This window comes from Acrocarpospora catenulata (assembly GCF_018476525.1).
Lineage (GTDB): Bacteria > Actinomycetota > Actinomycetes > Streptosporangiales > Streptosporangiaceae > Acrocarpospora > Acrocarpospora catenulata.
Genome location: NZ_JAHCST010000045.1, coordinates 1 through 18871 on the forward strand (window position 1 = coordinate 1; position 18871 = coordinate 18871).

An 18871-nucleotide genomic window follows, 5' to 3' on the forward strand; every position below is an offset into this window, starting at 1 on the left:
GGCAACCAACCCTCCCGGCGGAGCCGGGCCCGGACCCGGAGGGTCGCAAGGGTGGGTGGGTGGGAGTCCCACGGCAATCAGTTATGGCAGTAGGTGGAAGTGGAGGTGGGTGCCGGGGCGGGATTGGGCGACTGTGGGGAGGTCGGGGGAGCGGATTACGCCGATTACCGGGTAGCCGCCGGTAGGGGGGTGGTCGGCCAGGAAAATGATGGGCTGGCCGCTTGGGGGGACCTGGATGGAGCCGGTGGCCATGCCTTCGCTGGGGAGTTCGCCGGGGTGGCGGCGGGTTAGGGGATGGCCGGAGAGGCGGGCGCCTACTCGGTTGGTGTCCTGGGTTACTTCGTAGGGGGCGGCGCAGAGGTCGATCAGGGCCTGGGGGGTGAACCAGTCGTCGCGAGGGCCCCGGATTACGCCGATTCGGGGCTCTTGGGGGATTGGGTGGGTAGGGGCATAGTCGGTGGTTATCGGGTCGTTTGTGATGCCTAGAGGGAGGATTGTTCCTGGCGTGAGAGGGGGAGGGCCGAGACCCGAGAGGGTGTCGGTGGAGCGACTGCCCAACACAGGGGGCACGTCGATGCCACCTCGGACTGCCAGGTAGGTGCGAAGCCCGGAGGACGGGAGGCCGATCTGGAGCTCCCCGCCTTCGGGAATCCACTGGGGGGCGTACATGCCGATGAAGCGGCCCCGGATCCTCGCCGGACAGGGCGCACCGGTCAACGCGACCCACGCCCCTGCGGCGAACCGGAACACCGCCCCACCGAAGGTCAGTTCGACGGTCGCAGCCGATTCGGGATTGCCCACCAGCCGATTGGCCAGCGCCGCGCTCCGAGAGTCGGCCGCACCCGACCGCGGCACCCCCAGATGGGCGTACCCAGGCCGACCCAGATCCTGAATCGTCGCATAAGCCCCAGGACTAACAACTTCCATCATTTCCAACCCGGACCAATCACACCGGGATCATCCGAACCCGCATCCCAGGCCGCAGCAACGACGGCGGCTCCGCCTCAACATCCCAAACCCGAAGATCAGTCCGCCCCAGCAACCGCCACCCACCAGGCGAAGCCGCCGGATAAACCGCCGAATACGGCCCCGCGATCGCCACCGCCCCCGCCGGCACCGACGTCCGAGGCACCCTCAACCGCGGCACATGCAAGGCCGGATCCAACCCCACCAGATAGGCGAACCCCGGCGCGAACCCCAACCACCCCACAAGAAACTCCGACCCCGAATGCCGCGAGACAACCTCTTCCACACTCATCCCCGCCAACTCGGCGACCTCCGCCAGATCCTCTCCCCGGTAGTCCACCCGCACCTCAACCGGCTGAGGGGAGACCACACCAGCACCGGACCCAGGCCCTGTGGGCGATGGCTCCAGGTAACCCAGGGAGGCTTCTTCGAGGAGAGCGGTGACCTGCTGGTGAAGGCGGGCGTAAGGAGTGCGGGAGGAAACGACGAGCACGGTTTCCGGCCCAGGGACGATGTCGTCGAACGTCGTGAAGCGATGGGCGCGAAGGAAGGAATCCAGCCGGTGGGAGGCCGCGAGGGAGCCGGTCTCGATGAGGAGAGCGTGGTCCCCGGCCCGCCGGATGGTGGTCATGCGAAAGCCCGAAGCGTGATCCCGGCGTCGAGCAGAGCGGATTTGACCGCCCGAGCGAGCCGCACGGCACCGGGCGTGTCCCCGTGCACGCAGATGGACCGCGCCTTGAGCGCAACCTCCGTACCGTCCACCGCGGCGACCACACCGTCACGCGCCATCCGAACCGCCCGCTCGGCCACCTCGTCGGGATCGTGCAACACGGCCCCGACCTCCCGGCGCGACACCAACGACCCATCCGGCAGATAGGCCCGGTCGGCGAAACACTCCGCCACCGTCGTCACCCCGTGCGCCTGCGCGATCTCGTGGACCACCGAGCCCGGCAACGTCAGCACGGGCAGCGAATGGTCATAGTCGGCCACCGCCAGCACCACCGCCTCGGCCTGCACATGATCGTGAACAGCCCTGTTGTAGAGCGCCCCATGCGGCTTCAGATAAGCCACCCGCCCCCCAGCGGTACGCGCGATCCCATCCACCGCCGCCAGCTGGTACAACACCTCGGCCCGCAACTCATCGGCGGGCACATCCATCTCCCGCCGCCCGAACCCGGCCAGATCCCGATACGACACCTGCGCCCCCACGGCCACCCCCCGGGCCACCGCCGCCTCACAGGTCCGCCGGATGGTCAACGGATCCCCCGCGTGAAACCCGCAGGCGACGTTGGCGCTGGTCACCACATCCAGCAGCGCGGAATCGTCCCCCAGCTGCCAGACCCCGAACCCTTCACCGAGATCGGCGTTGAGATCGATAACCATGACGGCCTCCCGAAGATCGCGAAACCCATCATGCCCGACCTCACCCCGAAGACACCCCGGATCAGGCCGGAGGCTCATCCGGGATGTCGGCGATGTCGTCCAACGCGGCCGCCAGCTCGTCCGGATGATCCCCGATCCGCTCCGCGATCTCGATCAGCACGTGCAGCACGTCATGCCGATCGTGCCCGAGATCGATCAGCCGCTGCGCCGCCTCCCAGAGCTGCGGCGGATCCCCGTCCCAGAGCCGCCGCGCGATCTCCTGATGCCAGGCCAGATGCTCCGCGAAGTCCAGCCGGTCGAACTCGTTGGCGTGGTCGATCTCCAGCAACCGCCGCCGATCCGCCTCGTCGGCCGGGTTCAGCTCGTCCAGATCAGTGTCCCCGTGCTTCCCCTGCAACATCGGGAACACGAACGCCCGCCGCGCCAGCGCCGACAGATCCCCGTCCGGCAGCAGCCGCTCCACCAGCGACCGGTCAAGACCGAACGTGGTCGGATCCCGGTACGCCTCGGTGAACCGCCCGGTCGCCTCCCAGACGGCGTCCAGCGTCGCCCGTACCGCCTGCTCCGACAGTCCGATCCTGTACCCCGCGAACCGCACCCAGGCGGCCAGCACGTGCGGCATCGCGTCCTGCTCGGCCGGGGTCAGCATGACCTTGCGGGGCAGCCAGTCCAGCAGGAAGGTCTCGCACTTGGTCGGGCTCACCCGGCGTGGCCGCCCGAAGTCCTGGTCGCAGCCGTAGTCGATGATGTGGTCGGCGCACCGGGAGGCCGCCGACGGGTCGGAGAGGTTCTCGGCCGCGTCCGAGCCGAGGAACTCGGCGGCCAGCATGGCCCGCCGCTCCCGCGTGTACGGCGCCTCGCTGTGCGGCGGGGCCGGGCGTTTCCGGCCGGGCGGCAGCGCCTTGATCCGGGACCGGGCGAACGCGTGGTAGGCGCTGTAGCTGTCGCTGACCAGTTTGGGGGACTTGCGGTCGTGCGCCTCCCTGGTCGCCTTCATCGCGAACTCCAGCAGCGCCCTGGCCTGCTGCGGCTCGATCTCCTCGAACCGCAACATCGGGTTCCCGGCCGCCTCCAGACCGGCCTGCTCCAGCAGCTTGTCCACCTGCGAGGAGACCCAGGCGTCTCTGGCCATCCCGCGCATGTTGTAGTCGACCACCATGACCAGCGCGTGGGTGTCCTCGCCGTTGTAGGCGAAAGTACAGACCACGGTGTCCTGGTCGCCGTAGATATCACGGGAGACGAAGCACCCGGCGGGTTTGACCGCGCCGACCCGGTCGGCCCACCGGGGGCGGGCCACGTCGGACTCCATCAGCGCCAGCGCGGCGCCCTCGGCCTTGGCCGCCTGCCGCGCGGTGCCCAGGTAGGCCACCGAGATCAGCAGGGTGAGCGCGGCCGGCGTGCCCGCCTTGGCCGCGTAGTCGACCAGGCCCTCCCCGAGGATCTGCTCGACGTCGCCGCCGCGCAGGCGTTTGCCCCACCAGGCGCCCAGCATGTCGGACACCATGAGCTCCGCGTCCAGCGGGCTCCGTACGGCGAGCAGTTCGCGCGCCGCCAGCAGCATCTCCGCGAAGACGTCGTCCGGCGGGTTCTCACGGGGATCTCGTCGGCGTCTACGGCTCACGGACGCTCCTTGGTCCGCCCGTCGTTCGTCAGGTCGTGGCGAGTGGCGGCAGGCACCTTCGCCCGGGCGGGACCGCCGTGGGGGCCGGATCGCTCGCTCCGCTCACTCATGCCTCTACCTTCTCGCATTATGGCGCGAAACGGCATCCTGAACGCGGCCTGGTGACTACCCCGTTATCTGCCGAGTTTTCGTCCGCCCGGCGCGAGCAGGTGCGCGGAGTTGACCAGGGCGAGCAGATGCTCGCGGGCGATGCGCTCGATGATGGCCGGGGTCACCTCGACCCCGAGGTGCTCGGCGCAGGCCCACACGTCCGCGACGCACCGCGCCACGCTCTCCTCCGCCACGGTACGGAACTCCGCGGCCAGCACCGTGACGACGGGGTCGATCAGGCGCGGTCCGGCAACCTCAACGGTATGGGTGGCGAGTACAGGCATGGATGGATGCACCCCTCGCTGGCTGAATCACAACAGTCAGGAATCTAGGCGAGATGTCCGAATTCTAGGCACGGGCTAGGTTAATAAAGGGGGGCGTGCGTCTCTCATTCCATAACGTTCCGCGCAGGTGTCAAGCTTCCCTGTGATTTCGGTTTCTGACCGCCAATCCGGATGATCTTTTCGCGCGGAGTCCGCGTTCCGCCCTACGCTCGGTGCGTGTGATCCGACAAGATGGTCGGTGACCTGGAGGAACGCCATGCCCATCACCCTGCCCATCGATCCGGGCGCCAACACCCTGCTCAACCACGATCCGCTGGCGCTGCTGACCGCGATGTTGCTGGACCAGCAGATCCCCCTGGAGCGCGCCTTCGCCGCGCCGTACGAGCTGGTGAAACGGCTCGGCCACGATTTGGACGCGCGCGAGCTGGCGGCCTACGACCCGGACGCGCTGATCGAGCTCTTCGCCAGGAAACCCGCGCTGCACCGCTACCCCAAGGCGATGGCCCGCCGGGTGCAGGAACTGGCCCAGTCGCTCATGGAGCACTACGACGGCCGCGCCGAACTGGTCTGGACGGAGGCCGAGTCGGGCCGCGACCTCTACCAGCGGGTCGCGGCGCTCCCGGGCTTCGGGGACCAGAAGGCCCGGATCTTCGTCGCCCTGCTCGGCAAGGGCCTGGACGTGCGGCCGGAGGGCTGGCGGGAGGCCTCGGGCGCGTACGGGGAGGACGGGTCCTACCGCTCGGTGGCCGACATCGTGGACGAGGATTCCCTGGTCCGGGTGCGTACCTACAAACAGCAGCTGAAGGCGGCGGCCAAGGGCGGCTAGCCCGGCCCGCACGGCAAGATCCGGAATGGCGCCCCAAGCTTTCCGCATGGCTGGCGGCCAATCTGGCCGACCACTACGATGGCTTCGCCGACGGGACCCAGGCCGGTGTCGGGGGCGGTGCGCGCCTTTTTCGTGCCGTTTCACGACTTTTGCCTGGATCCGGCAGAAAGCACAGATCTTCCTGGCTTTACTGGGCAGGCGGCTGGGGGTGCGGCCCCCGGGCCGGCGTGAGACGGCCGGGCCATACAGTGAGGAGGGGGTGCAGCGGTCGGCACGCGTCGCCGACGACCCCCATGGCCTGGTAAAACGCCGCGGGGTGAAGCGGGAAGCGGAGTGGGCTGCCGAGAAGTAAGTCAGATCTTGCTGCGCGAGGTGGCGCTTTTTTGACAGGATGCGTTGACCGCATGCGGGGCGGGGCTTCCGTCCATGCATGCCCATCGCCGATGATGTAGGGCAGACCTGCGCTACTCAACACAGTTATGGAGATGTGCCTCGTGGGAGACCCTGGCACGCGACGGAGGTGCCGACCATGAGCGCCGAAACCTCCGTGCCCCGTCCCCGGGAGTCGGGTTTGGACATCTCAGACTCGGGCCTCTTCAGAGGCCTTATGTCGGAGGCGCCGTTTGCCTTCGCGTTTTTCGACCCTTCGGGCCGGTTTGTCCGTGTCAACTCGACCTTTACCGAGCTGACGGGAATCCCTGTCGAACGGCACCTCGACCGGCACCCCGCAGACCTGCTTTCGGCCGATCTCACCACGCTCATCGAGTCCGCGCTGCGCAGGATCGCGGACGAAGGGCTGCCCGTCACCGACCAGCGGCTCCGCACCCGCGCCGAGAACGGCGACACCCGGCACTGGACGGTCGCCTTCTTCCCGATGCACGACGAGGAGGGCGCCCCGCTGGGCGCCGCCCTGTTCGGCGTGGACGTGACCGAGCGCCAGCAGACCGAGGAGGAGCTGCGCCGCAGCGAGGAGCGGTACCGCTCGCTCGTGGAGTCCCAGCAGCAGCTGGTCTGGATCACGGCGCCCAGCGGCGCGGTGATCGAGGACGCGCCGCAGTGGCGCGCCATCACCGGCCAGGGCCTTGAGGAGTACCTCGCGCACGGCTGGCTGGACGCGGTCCACCCCGACGACCGGCCCGCCGCCGAGGAGGCCTGGCGGGAGGCGCTGCGCGGCCGGACCATGTTCGAGTGGTCCTACCGGGTGCGTACCCGGGCAAGCGGTTACCGCCACTTCGAGGTGCGGGCCGTCCCGATCATCCGGCACGGCCGGGTGGTGGAGTGGGTGGGCGCCAACTCCGACGTCACGCCCCAGCGCGAGGCCGAGGAGATGCGCGGCCGCCTCACCGACCAGCTGGGCGCCGCCGCGCTGCGCACGGCCCGCCTGCAGGGCGCCACCGCGATGCTGGCCGAGGCGCTCACCGTGGAGCAGGTGGTCCAGGTCATCATCGACGTCGGCCGGACCGCGCTGGCCGCCGACCACTCCGCGGTGGCCCTGCTGGACGCCGAGCGGGCCAGCCTGAAGGTGATCAACAGCGGCGGCATTCCGGACGTGCCGAGCGCGCCCGGCGAGGACATTTTGCTCTCCCGGTCCAGTGTCATGACCATGGCGGTGAACAGCCGCCGCCCGGTCTTCGCCGAGTCCCCGGACAGCCTGCGCACCCAGCTCACCGACGCCGGTGGCGAGGAGGCGCAGATCAACGGCTTCCTCTCGCACACCGAGGAGCGGGCCTGGGTGGGCCTGCCGCTGCTGGCGGCCGGCCGGGCGCTGGGAGCGCTCCGGTTCTCCTTCACCCGGCCGCAGAAGATCTCCCAGGAGGACGGCGTCTTCCTGGAGGCGCTGGCCGGGCAGTGCGCCCTGGCGGTCGAGCGGGCCACCCTGTTCGAGCGTGAGCACAAGACCGCGGAAACGCTCCAGCGCAGCCTGCTGCCGGACCGGCTGCCCGTGGTCCGCGGCCTGGTGCTGGCCCAGCGTTTCCGCTCCGGCTCCCGGCACGTGCAGGTCGGCGGCGACTGGTACGACGCGTTCGTGCTGCAGGACGGCCGGGTCGCGGCCGTGGTCGGCGACGTCATGGGCAAGGGCGTGAAGGCCGCGGCGGGCATGGGCCGGATCCGCAACGCCATGCGCGCGCTGGCCCTCACCAACCCGCCCCCTGCGGCGGTGCTCACCGGCCTGGACCGGGTCTTCGAGGCCACCGAAGAGGAGGAGCAGGTCACCACCCTGGCGTACATGGTGGTCGAGCCGGGCACGGGAGAGGGCACGCTGGCGCTGGCCGGTCACCCGCCGCCACTGCTGGTGTCTCCGCAGGGTACCGCCATCCTTTACGAAACCGAGCCCGGTACTCCGCTGGGCTGGGCCACCAGCCGCAAGCAGTTCCGGTTCGCGGTGCCGCCCGGTCACACGGCGGTGCTCTACTCCGACGGCCTGGTGGAGAACCGCAAGCGCGGGCTGGACGCCGGACTCAGGGAGTTGGCCGCCGTGGTGGCCGAAGCGCCGGAGGAGGTCGTGACAAGTCCCCACATGTTGCTGGATTTCCTGGTGGACAGGATGCTGTCCGGGTATGAGCAGGATGACGATGTAACGGTGCTCGCGGTTCACGTCCCCCAGGCCACGAAGAGTGACTGAATGAAACAGTCATAACGGTTGCTTTCGGGTATCGGTGACCGGCTTCCGTACGCACTACTGTCTCGGTCGGCCTAGGGTGGAGAGGCAACCGGCCGGAGGTGGCCGTACGGGCTGTCGTGGCATGCCAGAATGACATGTCGCGGTCCGCGCGGCCTCGCCATCGGAAAAGAAGCAAACCACCTGGGTCCATTCTCGCCACGCGTTCGTTCGAGAGGTGTTCGTGTCGCCTGCAAGTTCGACTCGCTCGAAGCCGTCGGAGCTGAACGAGCCAGTGATTCAGCAGCTCCTCGAGCGTGGGCGCTCGCAGGGTTTCCTTGAGTCTGAGGACGTCCGGCGCGCCGTCGAGGAAGCGGACATCCCGCTGCCGCAAGTCGCCGGCATCCTGCGCAGCCTCAGCAAAGAGGGCATCATCGTGAGGCTCACGGCTGAGGACTCCGCGGCGCCCAAGAAGGCCAAGAGCCCGGCGAAGAGCCGCGCCAAGGCCGCTCCCGTGAAGAAGACCACCAAGGCAGCCGCCGCGAAGGAGTCGCAGCCGGAGACGGTCACCGCAGTGGTGAACGACCCGGTGGCGGACGCTCCCGCCGCGGCGAAGAAGCCGATCGCCAAGAAGCCCGCCCCGGCCAAGAAGCCGGTGCCCGCGGCCAAGGCGAAGCCGGAGCCCGCGCCCAAGGCCCAGCCGAAGGCGCAGCCGGGGTCGGCCGCCCCGGCCTCGCCCGCGGCGGCCAAGGCCGAGCCGAAGCCCAAGTCGGCCGACCTGCCCGAGGACGAGGACGACATCGACATCGAGGATGTCGAGATCGAGGACTTCGAAGACATCGAGGACGTCGAGGACGTCGAGATCGAGGTCGACGCGGAGCCCGACACCGACGGCGACGCCGAGGAGGAGCCGAAGCCGGAGGCGGTCGCCAAGGTCGAGGAAGAGGTGCTGATCCTCACCGACGACGATGACGACGCGCCGGTGGCCCAGGTCGCGGCGGCCGGCGCCACCGCCGACCCGGTGAAGGACTACCTCAAGCAGATCGGCAAGGTCCCGCTGCTCAACGCCGAGCAGGAAGTCGAGCTGGCCAAGCGCATCGAGGCCGGGCTGTTCGCCGAGGAGCAGCTGGGCACCGACGGCGAGCAGCTGCCGGTGGACGTGCGGGCCGAGCTGGAGTGGATCGCCGAGGACGGCCGCCGGGCCAAGAACCACCTGCTGGAGGCCAACCTCCGCCTGGTGGTCTCGCTGGCCAAGCGGTACACCGGGCGCGGCATGCTCTTCCTGGACCTGATCCAGGAGGGCAACCTGGGCCTGATCCGCGCGGTTGAGAAGTTCGACTACACCAAGGGCTACAAGTTCTCGACGTACGCCACGTGGTGGATCCGGCAGGCGATCACCCGGGCCATGGCCGACCAGGCGCGGACCATCCGCATCCCGGTCCACATGGTCGAAGTGATCAACAAGCTGGCCCGGGTGCAGCGCCAGATGCTCCAGGATCTGGGCCGCGAGCCCACGCCCGAGGAGCTCGCCCGCGAGCTGGACATGACCCCGGAGAAGGTCATCGAGGTCCAGAAGTACGGTCGCGAGCCGATCTCGCTGCACACCCCCCTCGGCGAGGAGGGCGACAGTGAGTTCGGCGACCTGATCGAGGACTCCGAGGCCATCGTGCCGGCCGACGCGGTCAGCTTCACCCTGCTCCAGGAGCAGCTGCACAGCGTGCTGGACACGCTGTCGGAGCGGGAGGCGGGTGTGGTGTCGATGCGGTTCGGCCTCACCGACGGCCAGCCCAAGACGCTGGACGAGATCGGCAAGGTCTACGGGGTGACCCGGGAGCGGATCCGGCAGATCGAGTCCAAGACCATGTCGAAGCTCCGGCACCCGTCCCGGTCCCAGGTCCTGCGGGATTATCTGGACTAACCGCAACAGAAGCAAATGGCCTCACTTTCCGAAACACGGAGAGTGGGGCCGTTTAACGTGCGCGTAACGCGGTAGTAGCCGCAGGAGTAGGGAAAGGGCCCTAGGCTCCCGCCCGTGGGAGTAATCGAAGTGGATCGGGCACGTGCTCGGGGGCCACGAGTGATCCCGGACCGCCCTTGGGCGGACATCATGCTGGACGAAACGGTGACCGCCGTACATCGCCGGAACTTCGAGGCGGGCGTTCCCGTACTGGCCGCTACCCGGGGAGATCCCGAGGTGCGGGCCCTGCGGATCGAGGCGCTCTCCCGGGCCGCGGTGGGGATGAGCCGCGGTATCGAGAGCCTTATCGTGCGTGACCAACACAATCCCGACCTCTGGTTGTGGCTGGGCCGGACCCGGATCGAAGAGGCCTGGGAGATCAAGCCGGAGGTGAAGGCGCGGGCCGTGCAGGCCCACCGGCTGGAGGCCTACCACGCGGCCATGGAGCTGGCCCGGCAGCCGCTGCTCACCGCGGCGGGGCTGATGCCCGCCGATCCGGTGCCCTGGGAGGCGCTGATGTGGCTGGCGCTCGGGCTGGAGCGGCCCCGGAACGACAAGGACTCGGTCTGGTTCGAGTGCTCCCGCCGCTGGCCCACCCTCTACTCGGGCAACCTGGCCCGCCTGATCACCCTCTCGCCCGGCTGGGGCGGGACCGCCACCGAGATGTTCGAGTTCGCCAGGGCCGTCGCCGCCCGAGCCCCGGACGGCAACCCGCTGCCCGCCCTGATCCCGCTGGCCCACTTCGAGCACGTCGCCGCCGAGCGCACCCCCATGTCGCGGGGTGGCTGGTTCCCTTTCGACGTGCAGCGGGAGATCGTCGCCGCCGCCGGCCAGTGGTCGGACCGGCGGATCGGGCCCGCCCATCCCCGCTCCATCGAAGCCCACAACGCGTTCGGCGCGGCCTTCTACCTGGCTGACCTGCGGCGTCCGGCCCGCGGCCACCTGGTCCGCACCGGGGGCCGGTTCAGTCGCACGCCCTGGTCGCACCTGGGCGATCCGGAGGCCCAGTTCCACCGGGCCTGCGGCAAGCTGAACGTGATCACCAACTGATCACGAACTGACCACCACGTCCAGCCGGCCGGGATGGAGTTCGGCCCGGTGGCCGAGACCGGTCAGCACCTGCGCGAGCTGCTCCGGCGTGGCCGGGGCTTTCGCGATCTCGACCAGCGACCGCGCGACCGCGCCGCGCGTCGCTTTCGCCATGTGGCTCACCACCGTGCGCGCGCCCTCGCTCTCCCGCAGCACGCGGACCGCCACCACCCGTTCCTTCGCCGCCTTCGGCGGCTGCCAGGCCGCGCCGTACGTGGCCGAGCGCAGATCCACCACCAGACCGGGGACCTCGTCCAGCACGGCGCTCAGGGCGGGCCGCCAGAACGCGGCCAGCGCGCCCATCGGCGGCAGCCGCACCCCCATGGACAGCCGGTACGGCGGGACGCGGTCGGTGAGCCGGAGGGCGCCCCAGAGGCCGGACATGATGACCAGCCGCTTGCCCGCCCGGCGCCGGGCGGCGGCGTCCAGGGTGGCGAGGCCGAGATTGTCGTAGAGCACGCCCGAGTAGAGCCGCCCGGCGGGCAGCGTGGGCGCGGCGCGCAGCCTGCGGTTCTTCTCGATCTCCCCGGTCAGGCCCTCGGTGAGGGCCAGCACCTCGCGCGCGGCCGGGGTGGCGCACAGCTCGGCCAGCGCGTCCAGCACCTTCTCCCGGTAGCCGGTGAGCTCGGGAAAGCTGAGGCCGGTCAGGTCGAGCGGGGCTCCTCGGCGGGCGGTGGCCTTGCCCTCGGAGGGGGGCAGCAGGATGAGCACGCGCACACCCTACCGGTGATGATGTCGCAGGTCGGAAAAGTATCGGGGCGCTACCGCGATGGGGTAGCGCCGGAAATCACGAAATGTGGCGACGGCGCGCGCGGGGTCGGCCGCGGCGCGCCGGCGCGTACCGTCAACGTTCGTCGGCCAGCGCCGTCGAAGGGGTTTCCGAGAGTCGGGCCGACTCATCCTGGATCTCGGCACCTTGGTCGCGAAGCGCGGCTACGTGCCGACGCCCGTGGTGAGCGCAGAACAGCAGTTCGGCGCCGACCGGCAGGGTCGCGCGAATGTAGGCCTGCGCGCCACACCGGTCGCACCGGTCCAGAGCGGTCAGCGGCTTAGTGGGGGCGAGAGCTCCAGTCACGTATCGCCTTTCGGGTCACCCCGCCTGAGCGGGGATGTTGGCGTCACAGTCACTTGGGACAACATCTAACCCGATGGGGGCGTTCCCAATCACCCCCTGACTACGCCGAGAGCGGAATGTTCCGAAAAGTGAGTTGGATCGCACGGCACGTGACGGGACAACCCGCCCTCCCTGGCAAGCTGGGTAGGCGGAAATTCATGGTGCGCGCTAAGCTGCGTACGCGTGTTCGACTCGTGAACGTGGGAGCTGGTGTGACGGTAGCGGAGACGGGTTACACGGCCCGTCACCTTTCTGTGCTGGAAGGGCTTGAGGCCGTCCGCAAGCGCCCGGGCATGTACATCGGGTCCACCGACAGCCGGGGGCTCATGCACTGCCTCTGGGAGATCGTGGACAACGGCGTGGACGAGGCGCTCGCCGGTTTCTGCACCCGCATCGAGGTCGAGCTGTACGCTGACGGCTCCGTCGAGGTCCGGGACAACGGCCGGGGCATCCCGGTGGACATCGAGCCCAAGAGCGGCCTGGCCGGCGTCGAGCTCGTCTACACGAAGCTGCACGCGGGCGGGAAGTTCGGCGGCGGCTCCTACAGCGCCTCCGGCGGTCTGCACGGGGTGGGCGCCTCGGTGGTGAACGCGCTCTCCGCCCGGCTGGACGTCGAGGTCGACCGCGACGGCCGGGTGCACGAGATCAGCTTCCGGCGCGGCGTGCCCGGCGTCTTCGACGGGGACGGGCCGACCGCTCGGTTCAAGAAGAAGTCCGGCCTGCGCGACGGCGGGCCGCTGGCCGCCAGGGCCACCGGCACCCGGGTGCGCTGGTGGGTGGACCGCCAGATCTTCCTGCCCGAGGCCGAGGTCTCGCTGGACGAGATCCACGTCCGGCTCCGGCAGACCGCCTTCCTGGTGCCCGGTCTCACCCTCATGGTGCGCGACAGCCGCGGCGAGGAGGCCACCGAGGAGACCTTCCGCTTCGACGGGGGCATCTCCGAGTTCACCGAGTTCCTGGCCCAGGACGAGGCGCTCTGCGAGGTGTTACGGCTCCAGGGGGCCGGCCGCTTCCGGGAGACCGTGCCGGTCCTCGACGAACAGGGCCACATGACGTCCACCGATGTCGAGCGCGAGCTGACGGTGGACGTCGCCATGCGGTGGGGCAAGGGTTACGACACCACCGTGCGCTCCTTCGTGAACGTGATCGCCACCCCCAAGGGCGGCACCCACGTCACCGGCTTCGAGCGTGCCCTGGTGCGTACCGTCAACGAGCAGCTGCGGGAGACCCGGCTGTTGAAGAACGGCGACGACCCGGTCACCAAGGAGGACATCCTGGAGGGCCTGACGGCCGTGGTGACCGTCCGGGTGCCCGAGCCGCAGTTCGAGGGCCAGACCAAGGAGGTGCTCGGCACCTCGGCGGCCACCAGGATCGTCTCGCATGTGGTCTCCACCGAGCTGAAGGAGCTGTTCGCCAGCCCGAAGCGGGCCCAGAAGCAGGCGATGCGCTCGGTGCTGGAGAAGGTGGTGGCCGCCGCCAAGGCGCGCATCGCGGCCCGCGAGCACCGGGACAACCAGCGCCGCAAGAGCGTCCTGGAGAACTCCGCCCTGCCGGCCAAGCTGGTGGACTGCCGCAGCGACGACGTGGACCGCAGCGAGCTGTTCATCGTGGAGGGGGACTCCGCGCTGGGCACGGCCAAGCTGGCCCGGGATTCGGAGTTCCAGGCGCTGCTGCCGATCCGGGGCAAGATCCTGAACGTGCAGAAGGCGTCGGTGAGCGACATGCTCAAGAACGCCGAGTGCGCCGCGATCATCCAGGTGGTGGGGGCCGGCTCGGGCCGTACCTTCGACCTGGACGCCGCGCGGTACGGGAAGATCATCCTGATGGCCGACGCGGATGTGGACGGGGCGCACATCCGGTGCCTGCTGCTGACCCTCTTCCACCGCTACATGCGGCCCATGGTGGAGGCCGGGCGGGTCTTCGCGGCCGTGCCGCCGCTGCACCGGGTGGAGCTCACCAACCCCGGGCGGGGGCAGGAGAAGTACATCTACTGCTACTCCGACGCGGAACTCCACAAGGTTCTGGACGGCCTGCGTAAGCGCGGCAAGCGCTGGAAGGAACCCGCCCAGCGCTACAAGGGTCTGGGCGAGATGGACGCCGACCAGCTGGCGGAGACCACCATGGACCCCCGCCACCGGGTCCTGCGCCGCGTCCGCATCGAGGACGCGGCCGAGGGCGAACGCATCTTCGACCTGCTGATGGGCAGCGATGTGGCCCCGCGCCGGGAGTTCATCGTCTCCTCGGCCGCCGAGGTCGACCGGGACCACATCGACGCGTAGGAGCCTTTAGGGCAGTTCCACCGGCTGGAGGCGGCCGGTGCGGACGTCGTAGATGGCGCCGCCGATGGCGAGGTCGCCGGCGAGGAACGGGCTGGCCTTGATGCGGGTCAGGTCGTGGCGGAGTGCGGCGTCCTGGTCGGGGACGGTGTGGAAGTCCAGGCTGCGGGTGTCCACGCCGCGGGTCTTGGCCAGGGCGTGGACGTCGTCGTCGGTGGCCTTGGCCATGCCGCAGTCGGTGTGCGGCATGACGAGGATTCGGTTCACACCGAGCAGGAATACGGCCAGCACGAGGGTGCGGAGCACGTCGTCGGTCACCCGGGCGCCCGCGTTGCGCAGGATCTTGGCGTCCCCTGGTTGCAGGCCGAGCAGGCCCAGCGGGTCGATTCGGGAGTCCATGCAGGTCACCACGGCCAGGCCGCGCCTGGCCCGCCCGGTCAGCGCGGAGTCGCTGAAGTTCTTGGCGAACTGGAGGTTGGCCTGCAGGAGGTCGTCGAAGGCACCGGTCATGTGATTGATGTTCCCTTACGGGCCATTCCTCAGTTTTACCGGGGTTGTGACATTAACCGCATCGGGGTGCGGCATGACGGCGCCGATACCCTGAAGATCTCACGATCACCGGGCCGAATGGGCAATGATGTCGTGACTCAAAGTGCTTGATCGACTACCTAAAGTGAGACCGACTATGACCTCGCCCAGCGCTTTCGCCGAGTGCCTCCGGACCATGGCCCGCAGCCGGCTGGACCGCGTCGAGCCGCGCGACGAGGGGCGTAACGCCCGGATCGCGCTCGCCCTGCTGGACGCCGCCTGTCACGTCGAGACGCTGCCGGCCGATGATCCGCTGCTCGCCGAGCCGCCTGGGATGGCGGACGTGCTCGCGCTCTGGCCGTGGGGGGAGCCGGCCGATCTGCTCCACCGGCTGGCCGGTGCGCGGTTGCCGGGGTGACCGGTTGCCCCGGTATTAGGCGGGCTCGTTGCCGGGCTTCCACTTGATGCCGCAGCCGAGGCTTGGGTGCTGGTCGGGGATGGGGTCTCCGGCCAGCATCGTGTCGGTGGCGGCCCTTAGTGAGGAGCCGGTGACGGGGATCTCGTTGCGGGGGCGGGCGCCGTCGAACTCGCCTCGGTAGGCCAGGCGGTGGTCGGCGTCGTACAGGAAGAAGTCCGGGGTGCAGGCCGCGTGGTAGGCGTGGGCGACCTCCTGGGTCTCGTCGATCAGGTACGGGAAGGTGAAACCCGCCCGGGCGGCCTGCTCGATGAGGTGAGTCGTGTCGTCGTCGGGGTAGTTGACCACGTCGTTGCTAGAGATCGCGATGGTGGCGACCCGGTCCGCGTAGTCGGCGGCGTAGTGGCCGATGCCGGTCTCTATGCGGCGGACGTACGGGCAGTGGTTGGAGAGGAAGACCACCAGGACCGGGGTGCCCTTGAGGTCGGAGAGTGCGAGGCGGGTCCCGGTGATCGAGGGGAGGTCGAAGTCGGGCGCGGCCGTTCCGAGCGGGACCATGAACGAATTTACAGCCATAGACGTGTTTCCCCTGTTCATCCGTTATGGAGGGATATTTCCCGGGATAGATGACATCTAGCCATGGCCTGCCCTGGCGATCGTCTCCAACACCAGTATAGATTCTTCGCTGGTTACACCGAACGAAGGAGGACCTCATGGCCATCGGCAGCCTCAGCGAGATCGTCATCGACTGTCCCGACCCTATGGCCCTCGCCCAGTTCTACGCCGCAATCATCGGCGGCGAAATAACCCGAGCCGACGTCGACTGGGTCACCCTCACCGGCGAAACCCCCATCAAACTCGCTTTCCAACTGGCCCCCGACCACGTCCCCCCCATCTGGCCGGACCCCGCCAACCCCCAACAGTTCCACCTCGACATCCGCGTCCCCGACCTAACCAAGGGCGAATCCCAGGTCCTCGCCCTCGGCGCCACCAAACACCCCCACCAGCCCGGCGACGGCGACGGCTTCATCGTCTTCCTCGACCCAGCCGGCCACCCGTTCTGCCTGGTCGACTAACCACCGCCCCTTTCTCCCAAGCGGACGAAGGCTCTGAGACTCCCATGAATACGGGCCACCCCTGGAAGAGGTGGCCCGTGGGTTTTAGAACAACTGTGGTGGGGGCTCGTCTTGGGTGTCGGCGAAGAGGGCGCCGCCGATGGCTGCGACGGTGTGGGTGAGGCGGACGCCGGAGCCGTCGCGGCGGCCGAGTTCGGTTGGGAGGGGGACCGGTTTGCCGACGGCTGAGACGGCCTTTGCGGGGGCTGGGCCTGCCCAGGCCAGGAGGAGGGTGTCCTCGCCCTTCAGGAAGCGCTGGGCGCGTACACCGCCGGTGGCGCGGCCCTTGGGGGGGAACTCGGCGTAGTCGGCGATCTTGCCGCCGCCTATCTGGGTGCCGGGGAGAGCGGTGGACGAGCCGGCGATGGTGATGACGCGGGACTCGCGGGAGGGGTCCACCGTGCCGAACCAGATCACACGGGCGCCGGGCTCCAGACGGATGCCGGCCATGCCACCCGCTGGACGGCCCTGCGGGCGGACGTTGGAAGCCGGGTAGCGCAGGAGTTGGGCGTCGGAGGTGATGAACACCAGATCGTGTTCCTCGGCGGCGAGTTCGGCGGCCCCAACGACGGTGTCCCCGTCACGGAGCCCGATGACCTCGAACTCGTCACGGTTGGCCGGATACTCGGGAACGACCCGTTTGACCACACCCTGCGCGGTACCGAGCGCAAGCCCGGGACCGTTCGGATCCAGGGACCCCAGCCCGACCACGACCTCGTCGGGATTGAGCGCGACGTACTCGGCCACCGGATGCCCCCCGGCCAGGGACGGCGGATTGGCCGTGGGCGGAAGTTCGGGCAGGTCCACGACGGAAACCCGGATCATGCGCCCCTGCGAGGTGACCACCCCGATCTCCCCGCGCACGGTCGACCGTACCGCCGAAACCAGCACATCGTGCACGCTGCGCTCACCGTCCGGTGGCAGCGGCCCAGCGCCACCCGTACGGGCCAGCAGACCGGTGGAGGACATCAGCACCAGGCACGGATCGTCGGCCACCTCCAGCTCCACGGTGGCGGTCCTGGGCGCGCCGGAGGACTCCAGCAGCACGGTCCGGCGCGGCGTGCCGTAGGTCTTGGCCACGGCGGCCAGCTCGTCCGAGACGACCTTGTTCAGCTTGTCCTCGGAGGACAGAATCGCGGTCAGTTCGGCGATCTCCCGGGTCAGCGTCTCCTTCTCCCGGTCCAGCTCCAGCTTGTCGAACCGGGTGAGCCGCCGCAGCGGGGTGTCCAGGATGTACCCGGCCTGCGTCTCGCTCAGCGAGAAGATCTCCATCAGCCGGGTACGCGCGGCGGAGGAGTCATCAGAGGACCGGATGACCTGGATGACCTCGTCGATGTTGAGCAGCGCGATGATCAGCCCGTCCACCAGGTGCAGGCGCTCCTCGCGCTTGCGCCGCCGGTACGCCGAACGCCGCCGCACCACGTCGATCCGGTGGTCCACGTACACCCGGAGCAGATCGCGCAGCCCCAGCGTCCGCGGCTGACCGTCCACCAGCGCCACGTTGTTGATCCCGAAGGTCTCCTCCATCGGCGTGAGCCGGTAGAGCTCCTCCAGCACCGCCTCGGGAATGAACCCGTTCTTGATCTCGATGACCAGCCGCAGCCCCTTGTGCCGGTCGGTGAGATCCTTCAGATCGGCGATCCCGGACAGCTTCTTGGCGTTCACCAGCTCCTTGATCTTGGTGATCACCCGCTCCGGGCCCACGTTGTACGGCAGCTCGGTGACCACCAGCCCCTTCCGGCGCGGCGTCACGTTCTCCACGGTCGCCTTGGCCCGCATCCGGAAGGTGCCCCGCCCGGTCTCGTACGCGTCCCGGACCCCGGACAGCCCGATGATCGACCCGCCGGTCGGCAGATCGGGCCCCGGCACGAACCGCATCAGATCCTCAAGCGAGGCGTCCGGCTTCTTCAGCAGATGCCGCGCCGCCGCGATGACCTCCCCCAGGTTGTGCGGCGCCATGTTGGTGGCCATCCCGACCGCGATCCCGGTCGACCCGTTGACCAGCAGGTTCGGGAACGCCGACGGCAGCACCGTGGGTTCGGTCTCCTGCCCGTCGTAGTTGGGCTTGAAGTCGACCGTGTCCTCGTCGATCGACTCCACCATCAGCATCGCGGCCGAGGACAGCCGGGCCTCGGTGTACCGCATGGCCGCGGGCAGGTCGTCCGGCGAGCCGAAGTTGCCGTGGCCGTCCACCAGTGGCAGCCGCATCGAGAACGGCTGCGCCTGGCGGACCAGCGCGTCGTAGATGGCGCTGTCCCCGTGTGGATGGAGCTTGCCCATGACGTCGCCGACCACGCGGGAGGACTTCACGTGCCCCCGGTCGGGCCGCAGCCCCATCTCGTTCATCGAGTAGAGGATGCGCCGCTGCACGGGCTTGAGACCGTCCCGGGCATCGGGGAGGGCGCGCTGGTAGATCACCGAATACGCGTACTCCAGGAAGCTCGTGCGCATCTCCGTGGAGACGTCGATATCGACGATGCGCTCCTCGAAGTCCTCGGGCGGCGGGCTGGTGGTTCGTCGAGCCATGTCGAACATTTTGCCGGTCCTC

General features: G+C 69.1%; 17 protein-coding genes. 7 read left to right on the plus strand and 10 right to left on the minus strand.

Going from position 1 to position 18871, the window contains the following annotated elements:
- Window positions 1-81 precede the first annotated feature (81 nt).
- The 5 genes from KIP79_RS32665 to KIP79_RS32685 all read right to left on the minus strand — a co-directional run bounded on the left by KIP79_RS32665 (window position 82) and on the right by KIP79_RS32685 (window position 4404).
- Window positions 82-930, minus strand: coding sequence for a 5-oxoprolinase subunit C family protein (locus tag KIP79_RS32665; protein WP_214108814.1), 849 nt, complete (start codon window positions 928-930; stop codon window positions 82-84).
- 16 nt (window positions 931-946) lie between these two features.
- A complete protein-coding gene (locus KIP79_RS32670) occupies window positions 947-1597 on the minus strand; it encodes a 5-oxoprolinase subunit B family protein (RefSeq protein ID WP_214108815.1) in 651 nt (216 codons plus the stop codon).
- Entirely contained in the window at window positions 1594-2349 is a 756-nt protein-coding gene (locus KIP79_RS32675; protein WP_214108816.1) for a LamB/YcsF family protein, read from the minus strand. Before KIP79_RS32675 ends, KIP79_RS32670 begins: the two co-directional genes overlap by 4 nt.
- A 61-nt stretch (window positions 2350-2410) precedes the next feature.
- Window positions 2411-3910 (minus strand): hypothetical protein, encoded by a 1500-nt coding sequence (locus KIP79_RS32680; RefSeq protein ID WP_214108881.1) that lies wholly within the window; start codon window positions 3908-3910, stop codon window positions 2411-2413.
- Window positions 3911-4143: 233 nt separating this feature from the next.
- Window positions 4144-4404 (minus strand): hypothetical protein, encoded by a 261-nt coding sequence (locus tag KIP79_RS32685; RefSeq protein ID WP_214108817.1) that lies wholly within the window; start codon window positions 4402-4404, stop codon window positions 4144-4146.
- Between the two features lie 256 nt (window positions 4405-4660).
- Between KIP79_RS32685 and KIP79_RS32690 the strand changes: the two genes are divergently transcribed.
- From KIP79_RS32690 to KIP79_RS32705, 4 genes are all read left to right on the plus strand, one after another.
- Window positions 4661-5230: an HhH-GPD-type base excision DNA repair protein gene (locus tag KIP79_RS32690; protein ID WP_214108818.1), complete on the plus strand. Its 570-nt coding sequence runs from the start codon at window positions 4661-4663 to the stop codon at window positions 5228-5230.
- Between the two features lie 529 nt (window positions 5231-5759).
- Window positions 5760-7853 (plus strand): SpoIIE family protein phosphatase, encoded by a 2094-nt coding sequence (locus KIP79_RS32695; RefSeq protein WP_214108819.1) that lies wholly within the window; start codon window positions 5760-5762, stop codon window positions 7851-7853.
- 220 nt (window positions 7854-8073) lie between these two features.
- A complete protein-coding gene (locus KIP79_RS32700; protein ID WP_214108820.1) occupies window positions 8074-9747 on the plus strand; it encodes an RNA polymerase sigma factor in 1674 nt (557 codons plus the stop codon).
- 189 nt (window positions 9748-9936) lie between these two features.
- On the plus strand, window positions 9937-10836 hold the full coding sequence (locus KIP79_RS32705) for a hypothetical protein (protein WP_250214208.1): 900 nt from the start codon (window positions 9937-9939) through the stop codon (window positions 10834-10836).
- Here KIP79_RS32705 and KIP79_RS32710 read toward each other — a convergent pair whose 3' ends face one another.
- Window positions 10837-11586: a YaaA family protein gene (locus tag KIP79_RS32710; protein WP_214108822.1), complete on the minus strand. Its 750-nt coding sequence runs from the start codon at window positions 11584-11586 to the stop codon at window positions 10837-10839.
- A gap of 133 nt (window positions 11587-11719) precedes the next feature.
- Window positions 11720-11950 (minus strand): DUF7455 domain-containing protein, encoded by a 231-nt coding sequence (locus KIP79_RS32715; RefSeq protein ID WP_214108823.1) that lies wholly within the window; start codon window positions 11948-11950, stop codon window positions 11720-11722.
- Between the two features lie 251 nt (window positions 11951-12201).
- On the opposite strand from KIP79_RS32715, the gene KIP79_RS32720 reads away from it, so the two are divergent.
- Window positions 12202-14268, plus strand: a complete 2067-nt coding sequence (locus KIP79_RS32720; RefSeq protein ID WP_308170007.1) for a DNA gyrase/topoisomerase IV subunit B — start codon at window positions 12202-12204, stop codon at window positions 14266-14268.
- 6 nt (window positions 14269-14274) lie between these two features.
- Here KIP79_RS32720 and KIP79_RS32725 read toward each other — a convergent pair whose 3' ends face one another.
- The gene (locus tag KIP79_RS32725; RefSeq protein WP_214108825.1) at window positions 14275-14775 is read right to left on the minus strand and encodes a beta-class carbonic anhydrase; all 501 of its coding nucleotides are present in this window, start codon (window positions 14773-14775) and stop codon (window positions 14275-14277) included.
- A 175-nt stretch (window positions 14776-14950) separates the two neighbouring features.
- On the opposite strand from KIP79_RS32725, the gene KIP79_RS32730 reads away from it, so the two are divergent.
- The gene (locus KIP79_RS32730) at window positions 14951-15211 is read left to right on the plus strand and encodes a hypothetical protein (protein ID WP_214108826.1); all 261 of its coding nucleotides are present in this window, start codon (window positions 14951-14953) and stop codon (window positions 15209-15211) included.
- A 15-nt stretch (window positions 15212-15226) separates the two neighbouring features.
- On the opposite strand, the gene KIP79_RS32735 is transcribed toward KIP79_RS32730, so the two are convergent.
- Window positions 15227-15784 carry a thioredoxin family protein gene (locus tag KIP79_RS32735; RefSeq protein ID WP_214108827.1) on the minus strand — a complete coding sequence of 186 codons (558 nt, stop codon included), beginning with the start codon at window positions 15782-15784 and terminating at the stop codon, window positions 15227-15229.
- Between the two features lie 137 nt (window positions 15785-15921).
- Here KIP79_RS32735 and KIP79_RS32740 point away from each other — a divergent pair, with 137 nt between their 5' ends.
- On the plus strand, window positions 15922-16284 hold the full coding sequence (locus KIP79_RS32740) for a VOC family protein (RefSeq protein ID WP_214108828.1): 363 nt from the start codon (window positions 15922-15924) through the stop codon (window positions 16282-16284).
- Between the two features lie 84 nt (window positions 16285-16368).
- Here KIP79_RS32740 and KIP79_RS32745 read toward each other — a convergent pair whose 3' ends face one another.
- The gene (locus KIP79_RS32745; protein ID WP_372453729.1) at window positions 16369-18849 is read right to left on the minus strand and encodes a DNA gyrase/topoisomerase IV subunit A; all 2481 of its coding nucleotides are present in this window, start codon (window positions 18847-18849) and stop codon (window positions 16369-16371) included.
- Between the last annotated feature and the right edge of the window lie 22 nt (window positions 18850-18871).

Excerpts from the sequence above, each read along its gene's own strand:
- KIP79_RS32665 (WP_214108814.1), bottom strand. The coding sequence starts at position 930 with ATGATGGAAGTTGTTAGTCCTGGGGCTTATGCGACGATTCAGGATCTG.
- KIP79_RS32670 (WP_214108815.1), bottom strand. The coding sequence starts at position 1,597 with ATGACCACCATCCGGCGGGCCGGGGACCACGCTCTCCTCATCGAGACC.
- KIP79_RS32675 (WP_214108816.1), bottom strand. The coding sequence starts at position 2,349 with ATGGTTATCGATCTCAACGCCGATCTCGGTGAAGGGTTCGGGGTCTGG.
- KIP79_RS32680 (WP_214108881.1), bottom strand. The coding sequence starts at position 3,910 with ATGCTGCTGGCGGCGCGCGAACTGCTCGCCGTACGGAGCCCGCTGGAC.
- KIP79_RS32685 (WP_214108817.1), bottom strand. The coding sequence starts at position 4,404 with ATGCCTGTACTCGCCACCCATACCGTTGAGGTTGCCGGACCGCGCCTG.
- KIP79_RS32690 (WP_214108818.1), top strand. The coding sequence starts at position 4,661 with ATGCCCATCACCCTGCCCATCGATCCGGGCGCCAACACCCTGCTCAAC.
- KIP79_RS32695 (WP_214108819.1), top strand. The coding sequence starts at position 5,760 with ATGAGCGCCGAAACCTCCGTGCCCCGTCCCCGGGAGTCGGGTTTGGAC.
- KIP79_RS32705 (WP_250214208.1), top strand. The coding sequence starts at position 9,937 with ATGCTGGACGAAACGGTGACCGCCGTACATCGCCGGAACTTCGAGGCG.
- KIP79_RS32725 (WP_214108825.1), bottom strand. The coding sequence starts at position 14,775 with ATGACCGGTGCCTTCGACGACCTCCTGCAGGCCAACCTCCAGTTCGCC.
- KIP79_RS32730 (WP_214108826.1), top strand. The coding sequence starts at position 14,951 with ATGACCTCGCCCAGCGCTTTCGCCGAGTGCCTCCGGACCATGGCCCGC.
- KIP79_RS32735 (WP_214108827.1), bottom strand. The coding sequence starts at position 15,784 with ATGGCTGTAAATTCGTTCATGGTCCCGCTCGGAACGGCCGCGCCCGAC.
- KIP79_RS32740 (WP_214108828.1), top strand. The coding sequence starts at position 15,922 with ATGGCCATCGGCAGCCTCAGCGAGATCGTCATCGACTGTCCCGACCCT.
- KIP79_RS32745 (WP_372453729.1), bottom strand. The coding sequence starts at position 18,849 with ATGGCTCGACGAACCACCAGCCCGCCGCCCGAGGACTTCGAGGAGCGC.